The 11,244-nt window shown below is 73.0% G+C and carries 10 protein-coding genes; 2 read left to right on the top strand and 8 right to left on the bottom strand.

Translation table 11 applies throughout. From position 1 onward, the window contains the following. The gene (locus tag ASC54_RS05205; protein WP_055897100.1) at window positions 1-1,116 is read left to right on the top strand and encodes a DUF4349 domain-containing protein; all 1,116 of its coding nucleotides are present in this window, start codon (window positions 1-3) and stop codon (window positions 1,114-1,116) included. On the opposite strand, the gene ASC54_RS05200 is transcribed toward ASC54_RS05205, so the two are convergent. The 7 genes from ASC54_RS05200 to ASC54_RS05170 all read right to left on the bottom strand — a co-directional run bounded on the left by ASC54_RS05200 (window position 1,080) and on the right by ASC54_RS05170 (window position 8,294). Then, the gene (locus tag ASC54_RS05200) at window positions 1,080-2,468 is read right to left on the bottom strand and encodes an HNH endonuclease signature motif containing protein (RefSeq protein ID WP_055897098.1); all 1,389 of its coding nucleotides are present in this window, start codon (window positions 2,466-2,468) and stop codon (window positions 1,080-1,082) included. The two genes, ASC54_RS05205 and ASC54_RS05200, sit on opposite strands and share 37 nt — an antisense overlap. 240 nt (window positions 2,469-2,708) lie before the next feature. Next, on the bottom strand, window positions 2,709-3,872 hold the full coding sequence (locus ASC54_RS05195; RefSeq protein WP_055856774.1) for a mannitol-1-phosphate 5-dehydrogenase: 1,164 nt from the start codon (window positions 3,870-3,872) through the stop codon (window positions 2,709-2,711). A gap of 7 nt (window positions 3,873-3,879) precedes the next feature. Continuing rightward, window positions 3,880-4,329: a PTS sugar transporter subunit IIA gene (locus ASC54_RS05190; RefSeq protein WP_055856777.1), complete on the bottom strand. Its 450-nt coding sequence runs from the start codon at window positions 4,327-4,329 to the stop codon at window positions 3,880-3,882. 104 nt (window positions 4,330-4,433) lie between these two features. Then, complete coding sequence (locus ASC54_RS05185; RefSeq protein ID WP_055856780.1) at window positions 4,434-5,906, bottom strand: PTS mannitol transporter subunit IICB; 1,473 nt, start codon at window positions 5,904-5,906, stop codon at window positions 4,434-4,436. A gap of 90 nt (window positions 5,907-5,996) precedes the next feature. After that, window positions 5,997-7,661 (bottom strand): phosphoenolpyruvate--protein phosphotransferase, encoded by a 1,665-nt coding sequence (gene ptsP / locus ASC54_RS05180; RefSeq protein ID WP_156376784.1) that lies wholly within the window; start codon window positions 7,659-7,661, stop codon window positions 5,997-5,999. 26 nt (window positions 7,662-7,687) lie between these two features. Continuing rightward, window positions 7,688-7,951 carry an HPr family phosphocarrier protein gene (locus ASC54_RS05175; RefSeq protein ID WP_055856786.1) on the bottom strand — a complete coding sequence of 88 codons (264 nt, stop codon included), beginning with the start codon at window positions 7,949-7,951 and terminating at the stop codon, window positions 7,688-7,690. After that, window positions 7,944-8,294: a hypothetical protein gene (locus tag ASC54_RS05170; protein ID WP_055897092.1), complete on the bottom strand. Its 351-nt coding sequence runs from the start codon at window positions 8,292-8,294 to the stop codon at window positions 7,944-7,946. The genes ASC54_RS05175 and ASC54_RS05170 overlap by 8 nt, the downstream gene beginning before the upstream one ends. Window positions 8,295-8,455: 161 nt before the next feature. Between ASC54_RS05170 and ASC54_RS05165 the strand changes: the two genes are divergently transcribed. After that, window positions 8,456-10,372, top strand: coding sequence for a BglG family transcription antiterminator (locus tag ASC54_RS05165; RefSeq protein WP_055897089.1), 1,917 nt, complete (start codon window positions 8,456-8,458; stop codon window positions 10,370-10,372). On the opposite strand, the gene ASC54_RS05160 is transcribed toward ASC54_RS05165, so the two are convergent. After that, on the bottom strand, window positions 10,369-11,196 hold the full coding sequence (locus ASC54_RS05160) for an alpha/beta fold hydrolase (RefSeq protein ID WP_055856794.1): 828 nt from the start codon (window positions 11,194-11,196) through the stop codon (window positions 10,369-10,371). The two genes, ASC54_RS05165 and ASC54_RS05160, sit on opposite strands and share 4 nt — an antisense overlap. Window positions 11,197-11,244: the final 48 nt, after the last annotated feature.

Below are 11,244 nucleotides of genomic sequence, written 5' to 3'. Positions count from 1 at the left end.
ATGAGCACCCAGGATGCGGCGGGAGACCCGGTCGGGACGATGCGCGGGGCGGGAGTCGCGGCTCGATCCGGGCCGACGGCCGACCACCGGTCGCGCCTCCGACGACGCGGCCGCGCGGCGCTGTCGCTCGCGGCTCTCGCCGTCGTGGTCGCGCCGCTCCTCGCCGGATGCGGGGCGATCGGCGCGCGCGACGAGTCGAGCGGCGCGGGCGGCGAGCCCGGCGTCGTCGGCGAGGCTCCGGTCCAGGACGGCGGCGACCTGGGCGGCGAGGAGTCGGGTGGCGGCGATGCTCCCTCGGAGGATCGCGAGCTCGTCATCACGGGGTCGCTCTACGTGACGGTCGAGGATCCGCTCGAGGCGGCGGACGAGGCGGCGCGCATCGTCGAGCGCGCGGGCGGCCGGGTGGATGGGCGGCGGGAGTCCGCCCCGCGCGACGCTGGGAGCGGCGACGGCACCTCGTCGGGCGGCGGCACTGAGTTCGCGCCCGACTACTCGGTCGACGAGTACGGCGGGTACAGCGGCTACTACTCGTTCGGGAACGGCGGCGGCGCGGTTCTGGAGCTGCGCATCCCGAGCACGCGGCTGATGGAGACCCTCGACGAACTGGAGGCGCTCGGCGAGCGCGAGGAGCTCGTACTCTCGAGCGACGACGTGACGTTCGAGCGGCGCGACCTGACGGCGCGCATCTCGGCGCTCGAGTCGTCGGTCGCGCGCCTGCTGGCCCTGCAGGATGCGGCCGCGGACCTGGACGATCTCATCGCCCTCGAGTCGGCGATCAGCGACCGGCAGGCGGAGCTCGAGAGCCTGCAGGCGCAGGAACGCTATTACGAGGACCAGGTGTCGCTCTCGACGATCACGCTCACGCTCGGGTCGGAGGACGTCGCGCCCGTCGACGAGCCCGACTCGTTCTGGTCGGGGCTGGCCACCGGGTGGGATGCCCTGCTCGCCTTCCTCGGCGGCGCCCTCGTCGTCGCGGGCGTGCTCCTGCCGTGGCTCATCGCGCTCGGGGTGCTCGCGCTCGTCGCGTGGGCGATCCTGCGGCGCGCATGGACGCGGCGGTCGAAGGCGACGAGCGACGCTCAGCCGGTGAGCGCGAGCGCCGGCTCCGACGCGTAGGAGCGGCCCGACGGCGCACGCCACCGCAGCACTCCCCCGTGCTCCTGAGCCACGGTCCAGCCGGTCTGGTGCTTGAGCCGGTGGTGCTGTCGACACAGGTGGGCGAGGTTGTCGTGGCTCGTCGTGCCGCCGTGCTGCCAGTCGCGCGTGTGGTCGAGGTCGCAGCGGGCGGCGCTGCGCGCGCAGCCCGGGAAGCGGCAGGTGCCGTCGCGCACCCGCAGCCAGGTCTGGAGGTCGGCAGGGACCCGGTACCGATCGCGCCCGACCGAGAGGACGACGCCGGTCTCGGGGTGGGTCAGCAGTCGCGTGAAGCTCGGGGCCGTCGCAGAGAGCCGGCGAGCGGTGTCATCGTCGATCGGGCCGTAGCCCTCGAGGGTCGCGGGCGCACCGCCGCTCTGCCCGAGCAGCGTCAGAACCGGTACCGTCACGTGCACCTCGGCCCGCACGCCGACGCCGAGACCGCCCGCGTCGATCTCTCCGGCGATGAGCAGGTCGGCGAGCACGTCGGCGCGACGGTTGCCGAGCGTCCGGCGCTCGATGCCGGAACGGGCCGGCGCGCCGACGCCGAGGTCGTGCTCGTCCTCGAGCGACTCGGCGATTCGCGTGAGCCGCCGATAAGCGCCGTAGGCCTTCTCGGCGGGCAGGAGCGCGCTCAGCCACGCCATGCCGTCGGCTACAGGGTCCACGAAGACATCTCGCGCCGCCATCGCCTCCGCCTTGCGCGCGGCGATGGACTCGGGGTGCATCCGCTCGCGGAGGATGCGCGCACGTGACGTCAGCCGGGAAGGGTTCTGCGCTTCCGCGCTCGGCAGGATCGCCAACTCGAACTCGGCGCGCGAATCAACAGGAAGAGCGTCAGCGGCATCCGCGATGACGGCGGCATGCGCGAACGCGACCCGCCCGTCCCGCAGCGCCTCCATCGTGACCGGCAGCGTCGTGATGAGCGTCGCCGCCCGAGCAAGAAGCGAGTCCGCCGTGCGGGAGGTGATGCGCAGTGCGCACGCGAGCTCCGCCGACGCGCTCCGTCGAGCGATGACGCCGGGATCCCAGTTCGCGCCGGTCGACACCGGGGCCCCGTGCTCCCGTTCAGCCCGCTCCTTCTCGACGCGCTCCTGCTCGACCCGCAGCTCGTGCACGAGCTCGAGCCGGCGCGCGGCGATGCGGGACGCGCGCACCTCGCACTCGACGAGCGCCTCGAGCAGGGCATCCGTTCGCGACGATGCGAGAGTAACGCTGATCTCCGCCGTGAGCTCGTCGAATTCTGCAGCGGCGATGAGTTCGTCGAACGCGCGACGCAGGTCGGAGTTGCAAGGACTCTCCCCCGGTGCGGGCGGTTCGATCGGGCTCGTCATGCATCCCACTCAACACCCCACCGCCGACATTCGAACGTCGCCGAGCTTCAGCGCCGAATCGATGGGGAACGCCCCCTGACCTGGGCAAATGTGGACGAGCGGCGAACCGGGGGCCGCTGTGCGACCAAGGAGCACGTGCGACGCGAGGGCGGCGACGGCAGCGAGGACGGCCAGGACGAGGGCGGCAGGGCGAGGGCGGCAGGACGAAGGCGGCCACCAGGACGCCCCCGACAGCGCGCCCTACGCCCCGACGCCGTCCACCCGCGCCCCCGCAACAGCCGCCTCCAGCGCCGCGAACAGCGGATGCCCCGGCTCGACCCCCGTGACCGACTCCACGAGCTCGGCCGACGGGCTCTCCGACCCCAGCCGCTCCTGCAGCTCGACGCTCTCGGGGTCGTCCGGGACGCGGAACCGCAGCGCGGCCGCGATCACCGCGAGCAGTCCGACCGGCTCGACCCCCTGCTCGGCGAGCGCCGCGGCCGGCTCGATCAGCCGCTCGTGCCGCGAGAGCTTGCGCAGCGGTTGCCGCCCGACGCGCTCGACGCCGTCGTGCAGTGCCGGGTTCGCGAAGCGCGACAGGGCGGTCTCGCGGTACGCGTCCTGCACCTCGACCGGGAAGCCGTGTCGCGCGACGAGCAGCCGCGACGTCTCGCGCAGCGCCGCCTCGACACCGGAGCGCACCGCCGGCATCCCGATGGCCTCGTCGACCGTGGTGGCGCCGGCGAGCCGCCCCAGGTACGCGGTCGCCGCGTGCCCGGTGTTGACGGTGAAGAGCTTCCGCTCGATGTAGGGGGCGAGGTCGTCGACGAGGTGGGCGCCCGGGATGACGGGGGGCGAGTCGGCGAACGGGCCCGCCTCGATCGCCCACTCGCAGAACGGCTCGACGCGGACATCCAGCTCACGACCCGCCTCGGGCTCCTGGATCGGGACGATGCGATCGACGGCCGTGTTCGCGAAGACCGCGCGGTCGAGCACGGACGGGTCGTCGACGAGCAGCTCGGCGAGGTGGGCGCGCAGCAGGTCGGTGGCTCCGAGCGCGTTCTCGCACGCCATGATCGGCAGAGGGGCGCGGCCTGCGGGGCGGGCGCGCAGCCCGGCGGCGATGACGGGCGCGATGAAGCGCAGGATGCTCGGGCCCACGGCCGTCGTCACGACGTCGGCCGAGGCGACGGCCGCCGCCGCGCCGTCCGGGTCGGCGGACGAGTCGATGCCGGTGAAGCCGGTGACGGTGCGGATGCGCTCCTCGCCTCCGATCTCGATCACCCGGTACGAATCGGCGGCCGCGATCGCGGCGATGAGCGGTGCGTTGACGTCGACGAAGACGAGCTCGTGGCCGGCGTCGTGGAGGAGCAGGCCGATGAACCCGCGGCCGATGTTGCCGGCGCCGAAGTGGACGGCGGTCATCGCGCCGTCACTCCGCGACGGCGTCGTTGACGTCGCCGAGCATCGCGAGGACGGTCTCGGCGTCGGGCGCGACGAGCAACCGCTCGACGGCCTCCTCGTCGCTGAAGACGAGGGCGAGGGCCGAGAGCACGCTCATGTGCTCGCCGTTCTTGCCGGCGATCGCAGCGACGACGCGCACGGGGTCGCCGTCCCAGTCGATGGGCTCGGCGTAGCGGACGATCGTCATCGCCGACGCCTTGATCGCGTCCTTCGCGTCGTTCGTGCCGTGCGGGATGGCGAGGTGGTTGCCCATGAAGGTGGAGGTGAGCTCCTCGCGCGCGAGCATCGCGGCGTGGTACTCGCTCGTGACGGCCCCGGCGGCCTCGAGCAGGCGGGCGCCCTCGGCGATGGCCTCGTCGCGCGTGCGCGCGGTGCCGTCGAGGACGATGCGGTCGGTGGTGAGCACGGTGGCGGTCATGGGGTCGCCGGTCCTTCCTGGGAGTCGGCGCGCGGGGACGGGCGCCGGAGTGCGGGGGCCCGGGGGCGGCCGCCTGGACGACCGCCCCCGGGTTGCGGCAGAGACTAGCCCTGCTGCCGCGGCGACTGCTGCGACGTCAGGAGTCCGACCACGACGTCGTACTGCGGGCTCGCCATGAAGTTCTCGACCGAGACGTGCTGCGCGTGCGGAGCCTGCTCGTGGGCCCTGGCCGTGAGGTCCTGGTGCGTGATCACGAGGTCGGCCTCGTCGGTGAGGTTGGTGATCGCCTGGTTGGTGACCGTGACCCCCTCGATGCCCGCGTCCTTGAGCTTCTTGCGCAGGACGGTCGCACCCATCGCGCTCGACCCCATTCCGGCGTCGCACGCGAACACGATGTTCTGGATGCGCGTGGCCGTCGCCGTCGCCGCCTCCTGGCCCAGGAGGCCCGCGACCTTCGAGTCGCCGCCCTTGTTGGCCGCGTTCTGCGAGACGGCGCCGGTGAACCCGTCGGCACCCGCCTCGAGCGAGGCCATGTCCTTCTTGCGGCTCGCGCGGAGGATGACGCCGGCGATGAGGAAGGAGACCGTCGCGGAGAGCACGACCGAGAGGATGACCCCGAGGTAGCTGTCGTTCGCCGTCTGCAGGAGCACCGCGAAGATCGAGCCGGGCGAGGCGGGAGCGCGCAGACCCGACTGGAAGATCAGGTTCGTCGCGATGCCGGTCATGCCGCCGCCGATCATGGCGACGATGAGGATCGGCTTCATGAGCACGTACGGGAAGTAGATCTCGTGGATGCCGCCGAGGAACTGGATGATGATCGCGCCGGGCGCGGTGGCGCGCGCGATGCCCACGCCGAAGACGGCGAACGCGAGCAGCAGGCCGAGGCCCGGGCCGGGGTTGGCCTCCAGGAGGAACAGGATCGACTTGCCCTGCTCAGCGGCCTGCTCGATGCCGAGCGGGGTCAGCACGCCCTGGTTGATGGCGTTGTTGAGGAAGAGCACCTTGCCCGGCTCGATCACGAGGCTCGCGAGCGGCAGCAGGCCCGTCTCGGTGAGGAACTTCGCGCCGGCGCCGAGGGCGTCGCTCACGACCGTGAACACGGGCGAGAGGCCGAAGAACGCGAGGATCGCGAGGCCGAAGCCGAGGATTCCGGCGGAGAAGTTGTCGACGAGCATCTCGAAGCCGGCGCGGATCTTGCCGGCCCACAGCGCGTCGACCTTCTTCATGAGCCACGCCGCGAGCGGGCCGACGATCATCGCGCCGAGGAACATCGGCACGCTCGTGCCGACGATGACGCCCATCGTCGCGATCGAGGCCACGACGCCGCCGCGCGTGCCGTAGACCATGCGGCCGCCGGTGTTCGCGATGAGCAGCGGGAGCAGGTAGACGATCATCGGGCCGACGAGCTTCTCGAGGTCGGCGTTGGGAGTCCAGCCGGTCGGGATGAAGAAGGCCGTGATGAAGCCCCACGCGATGAAGGCCGCGATGTTGGGCATGATCATGCCGCTCAGGAAGGTGCCGAAGCGCTGCACGCGCACGCGTGCGGAGCTGGCGGGAGGGGCTGACGTCGTCGTCATGGGTGTCGCTCCTTGTTTTCTGGGGTTCGGGGTGTTTTCGGAGTGCAGGTGTGCGATTGCCGGGTGGTGCGGTGGATGCCGGGGTGCGGGTCAGATGGCGGGCGGGGGCCAGGACGCGATGCGGTCGGCGACCGCGGCGCGGGCCGACTCGGCGCTGTCGGCGCCGAGAGCGAGGGCGGCGAGCTCGGTCGCCTCGTCGAACGTGCGCAGCGCGAGCTCGGCCCGCACGTCGGCGATCGACGTCGACGACATCGACAGGCTCGTCGCACCGAGTCCGACGAGCACGAGGGCGAGCCGCGGGTCGGCGGCGGCCTCGCCGCAGATGCCGACGGGCACGTCGTGCTCGGCGCCCGCGCGGCCGACCTGCTCGATGAGCCGGAGGACCGCCGGGTGCCACGGGTCCTGGAAAGCCGACACCGTGCCGAGCAGGCGGTCGGCGGCGAAGACGTACTGCGTCAGGTCGTTCGTGCCGATCGACAGGAAGTCGGCGTTCGCCGCGACGTGGTCGGCCATGATCGCGCACGACGGCACCTCGACCATGACGCCCGCGACGGCGATGCCGAGCTCATGGGCCAGGTCGCGGAAGTACTTCGCCTCGGCCGCGGTCGACACCATCGGCGCCATGACCTGGACATGCGCCTCGCTCGAGGCGGCGGCCGTCGCGAGAGCCGTGAGCTGATCGCGCAGCACCTCCTCGTGCGCGGCGAGCGCGCGCAGCCCGCGGCGGCCGAGCGCGGGGTTCTCCTCCCCCTGGTCGGTGAGGAAGGCGAGCGGCTTGTCGGCGCCGGCGTCGAGCACGCGCACGACGACCTTCTGCCCCGGGAACTGCGCGAAGACATCCCGGTAGGTCGCCGCCTGCTCGTCGACGCTCGGCGCCGTCTCGGCGCCCAGGAAGAGCACCTCGGTGCGGAAGAGCCCGACGCCCTCGGCGCCGCGGGCGGCCGCCTCGCGCGCCGACTCGGGCGAGCCGATGTTGGCGAGCAGCGGCACGGCCCGGCCGTCGGCGAGGCGCCCGGGGCCGCTGCTCGCGGCGCGGATAGCCTGCAGCGTGGCGGTGCGCTGGCGGGCGAGGTCGATGCGCTCCTGCGCGGGGTCGAGCTCCACCGTGCCGTTCTCGGCGTCGACGAGCACGAGGTCGCCGTCGACGAGCCCGGCCGCGTCGGAGGCGCCGACGATCGCCGTGATGCCCTTCTCGCGGGCGAGGATCGCCGTGTGCGAGGTCGGGCCGCCGTCGGTCGTGATGAGCGCGAGCACGCGGTCGAGGTCGAGGGTCGCCGTGTCGGCGGGGGCGAGGTCGCGCGCGACGAGCACGAACGGAGTCGCCGATTCGGGGATGCCCGGTGCCGGCAGCCCCTGCAGGCGGGCGATCGCGCGGCGCGCGACGTCATCGAGGTCGCCGGCCCGCTCGCCGAGATAGCCGCCCATCCCCGCGAGGAGCTCGCGGAAGGTCGTCATCGCGGCGTGGATCGCGAACTCCGCGGTCGCGCCGTCCTCCGTGCGGTGCTGCACGTCGGCGGCGAGCGCGGGGTCCTCCGCCATCATGGCGAGGGCGTCGAGCACCTCGGCGGCGGTGCCGCCCGCGGCCTGACCGCGCTCGCGCAGGTGGGAAGCCGTCGCCGCGAGCGCCTGGGCCGCGCGCGCCTGCTCCTCCGCCGGCGCGAGGGTGCTCGGCCGGTCGCTCGGCTCGGGCACGGGGTCGGGCATGCGCAGCACGGGGCCGACGGCGGTGCCGCGACCGATTCCGATGCCGCGCATGAGGGCCGGGCGGGTCGAGGTGCCGCTCACGCGTCGTGGTCCTGCTCGAGGAAGGAGGTGAGCTCGGCGAGCACGCGCTCGTCGTCGTCGCCCGTGACGGTCAGAGTCACCTCGTCACCGTGCTCGATGCCGAGCGAGACGACGCCGAGGATGCTCGCGGCGTTGACGCTGCGCTCGCCCTTCCGCAGCTGCACCGCGCAGCCCGACTCGGTGACCGACCTCACGAACAGCGCGGCGGGGCGGGCGTGGAGCCCGTGGGCGGATGCGACGACGAGGGTGCGGTCAGCCATGGTGCTCTCCTTCGGAGGGGGCGGTGGTGGACGAGGCTGCGGAGGGGGCGGCGGTCAGGTGCGCGAGGGCCGACGCGACGGCGTCGGGCCCGGTGCCCGGGGCGTCGAGAACGACGGACGGTGCGCGACCGTCGAGCGCCGAGGTGACCGCGTCGACGCCGGCGGCGAGGTGCTGCCCGACGATCACGAGATCGAGGTCGTCCGCGCGGTCGGCGAGCTCGTCGACCGAGAGCGGCTCGACGCGCCAGTCGAGCGAGCGCTCGGCGATCGCGCCGCGGAGCCCGCGGGCGAGGAAGGTGCTCGAGACGCCCGAACCGCAGACGACGGCGACCGTGCGGGTCATGAGCGCCTCCTCGCGATCGTGTGCGGAACGTACTCATGCTCGCCCGCGGGCCGCCCGCGGCTCCAGCAGACTTCCTTCCCACCCCTGCGGAAGGCGCGCCGGGCATCCGCGCCGCTGCGACCGTCGGCCCGCGCGACGGGCTGGTCTACAGTGAGCCGGACATGGCCGACAAGTACGAGCGGATGCTCGAGCTCCTGCTGCACGCCGACGACTGGGTGACCGCCACCGAGCTCGCCGAGCGGCTCGGCGTGACGACGCGGTCGGTGCGCAGCTACGTCGCCGCCGCGAAGACCGCCGCGCACCCGCTCGTCATCGTGACCGCGTCGACCGCCGGCTATCGACTGAACCGCGAGGCCTACGCCGAGTTCCTCGCCGCGGGCCGCGGTCGGGGCAGCGCCGCCGAGACCCCGCAGGCGCGCGTGCACCACCTCGTCCGCCGCCTGACGGACGCCGACGAGGGACTCGACGCCTACGAGCTCGCCGAGAGCCTCTACGTGAGCGACTCGACCCTCGAGGCCGACCTGCGCAAGGTGAGGGCGCTCGCGGAGGAGAGCGGGGCATCCCTCACCCGACGCGGCAGCACGATCGCGCTCGCCGGGTCGGAGGCCGCGAGCCGCCGCCTGCTCAGCCGCCTCCTGCAGAGCGAGAGCGCGCAGGGCGTGCTCGAGCTCGACGCGATCGAGAGCGAGTTCGGCGTGGGCGGGCTCGGGGCGTTCAAGACCGAGCTGATCCAGGCGCTCGACGCGGACGGCTTCTTCATCAACGAGTACGGCATCGACGCCGTCATCCTGCACGTCGCGATCGCGGTCGAGCGCGCGCGGCGCGAGCGTCACCTGCCGCCGACCGCGACGGCCCCGACGGCCGCGAACCGCGCCGCCCCCATCAACGCGACCCTGCACCGGCTCATCCCCGACCACTTCGACGTCGCGGTCACCGAGGCCGACGTCGAGTACCTCGCACGACTGCTCACGACGCGCGTCATCGCGCCCGGCGCCGGGTCGGAGGGCGCGCCGCACGTCGACGAGGCCGACCTCGGCACCGTGCGCCGCATCGTCGACCTCGTGGCCGAGGAGTACCTCGTCGACTTCCGCGACGACGCCTTCATCGCCCGCCTCGCGCTGCACCTCGGGAACCTCGTGACGCGCGCTCGCGAGGACGCCCGCTCGCGGAATCCGCTCGCGCGCTCGATCAAGAGCTCGTACCCGCTCATCTTCGACATCGCCGTCTTCATCGCCTCGATCGTGCAGCGCGAGCGCGGTATCACCGTCGACGACGACGAGATCTCGTACATCGCCCTGCACCTCGGCTCGCACCTCGAGCGCGTCGCCCGCCGCGAGGAGCGCGTGACCGGGACGATCATCTGCCCGAGCTACTACGACCTGCACGCGATCCTGCGCAGCCGCATCGAGCGCGAGCTGGGCGCCGACCTGTCGATCGAGTTCGTCGTCACGCGCACCGACGTCGACCCGCGCGAGCTCACGAGCGACCTCGTGATCTCGACCATCCCCTCCCCCGCGCTGCGCGAGGGCGTCGTCGTCGTGCAGCCCTTCCTCACCGACGACGACATCGACGCGATCCGCCAGGCGATCTGGCGCGTGCGCCGGCAGCGCCGCCGCCAGCGCATCACCGACGAGCTGCTCGAGTACTTCGACGCCGAGCTCTTCTTCGCCGAGCCCCCGGGCGACGACCCCGAGTCGATCATCCGCGGGCTCGGGGCATCGCTCGTCGCCGCGGGCATCGTCGACGATCGCTACGTCGAGGGCGCCCTCGAGCGCGAGCGGATGTCGTCGACCGCGTTCAGCGAGACCCTCGCGATGCCCCACGCCATGGGGCTCTCGGCCGCGCGCACCGCGATCGCCCTCGCGCTGTGCCCCACCCCCGTCGCGTGGGGGGATGCCCGGGTCTCGGTCGTGGCTCTCATCGCGTTCAGCCCCGAGGGCAGGGCGCGCTTCCAGCCCCTGTTCGATCAGTTCGTCGACGTGTTCGCCTCGCGCCGCGAGGTCGGCGAGCTCGTGCGCGCGGGCGGCGACTTCGCGAGCTTCATCGGCGAGCTCGCGCAGCTCATCGAACGCCGCTAGCCCGGATCGACGGGCGTCCGAGTCGCCGCCGGGCTCACCGGCCGCGACGAGTCGAGCACGCGCGCGACCGCCTGCGCGAGTCGGGGGCGGAGGATGTGCGCGACGCCCGAGACGCGGTGGGCGGTCACGTGGCGCAGCTGCTCGACGATCCCGATGCCGCTCGGCGCGAGGAACGGATCGAGCGCGCCGTAGACGAGGTCGATCGGGACGCTCACGCGCGCGAGATCGGCGAGGGTCGTCTGCGACTCGATCGCGTTCTGCAGCGAGAGCATGAACGGCGTCCAGTTCGTCTCGGTGAGCTCGAGGACGTTCTTGATGGGCGCGATCGCGGCGAGCGCCGCCGCCGTGCGCGTCGTGAAGCGCGGGTTGGAGCGCAGGAACTCGTAGACGGAGAAGTAGGCGCCCATGCTCGCCCGATCGACCGGGTCGCCGATGAGCGCCGGAGGCAGGTAGATCGGCGACCCCACGAGCACGAGGCGCGAGAGCACCCTGCGGTGCGTCGCGGCGTAGCGCGCGGCGATGAGCCCGCCGAGCGAGTGCCCGACGAGGATGACGTCGCGCCGGAGCCCGAGCGATCGGAGCGTCGCGTGCAGCGAGCGCTCGTGCTCCTCGAGCGTGTACGTCGCTCCCTCCGGCGCGGGCGAGGCGCCGAAGCCGAGGATGTCGAGGGTGATGACGCGGAAGTGCGGCTCCAGGAGCGGCACGAGGTGATGGAAGGTGACCGAGGAGGACGCGATGCCGTGGATCATGACGACGACCGGGCCGCTCCCGGAGTCGTTCGTGACCGCGAGAAGCGGAGCGCCGCGCCACGGCCGGGGTGCCATGGCCCGATTATGTCGGACCGGGATGGCCGGGGCCCGACGGTCGGGCCG

The organism is Yonghaparkia sp. Root332 (assembly GCF_001425665.1).
Taxonomy (GTDB): domain Bacteria; phylum Actinomycetota; class Actinomycetes; order Actinomycetales; family Microbacteriaceae; genus Microcella.
The sequence above is the reverse complement of the archived record's forward strand: the minus strand, read 5'-3'. Positions and strand labels throughout refer to the sequence as shown.

What these genes read in the sequence shown, in the direction of transcription:
- ASC54_RS05170 (WP_055897092.1), bottom strand. Translation starts at nt 8,294, where the DNA reads ATGACCCGCACGGTCGCCGTCGTCTGCGGTTCGGGCGTCTCGAGCACC.
- ASC54_RS05165 (WP_055897089.1), top strand. Translation starts at nt 8,456, where the DNA reads ATGGCCGACAAGTACGAGCGGATGCTCGAGCTCCTGCTGCACGCCGAC.
- ptsP (WP_156376784.1), bottom strand. Translation starts at nt 7,661, where the DNA reads ATGCGCGGCATCGGAATCGGTCGCGGCACCGCCGTCGGCCCCGTGCTG.
- ASC54_RS05195 (WP_055856774.1), bottom strand. Translation starts at nt 3,872, where the DNA reads ATGACCGCCGTCCACTTCGGCGCCGGCAACATCGGCCGCGGGTTCATC.
- ASC54_RS05185 (WP_055856780.1), bottom strand. Translation starts at nt 5,906, where the DNA reads ATGACGACGACGTCAGCCCCTCCCGCCAGCTCCGCACGCGTGCGCGTG.
- ASC54_RS05160 (WP_055856794.1), bottom strand. Translation starts at nt 11,196, where the DNA reads ATGGCACCCCGGCCGTGGCGCGGCGCTCCGCTTCTCGCGGTCACGAAC.
- ASC54_RS05200 (WP_055897098.1), bottom strand. Translation starts at nt 2,468, where the DNA reads ATGACGAGCCCGATCGAACCGCCCGCACCGGGGGAGAGTCCTTGCAAC.
- ASC54_RS05190 (WP_055856777.1), bottom strand. Translation starts at nt 4,329, where the DNA reads ATGACCGCCACCGTGCTCACCACCGACCGCATCGTCCTCGACGGCACC.
- ASC54_RS05175 (WP_055856786.1), bottom strand. Translation starts at nt 7,951, where the DNA reads ATGGCTGACCGCACCCTCGTCGTCGCATCCGCCCACGGGCTCCACGCC.
- ASC54_RS05205 (WP_055897100.1), top strand. Translation starts at nt 1, where the DNA reads ATGAGCACCCAGGATGCGGCGGGAGACCCGGTCGGGACGATGCGCGGG.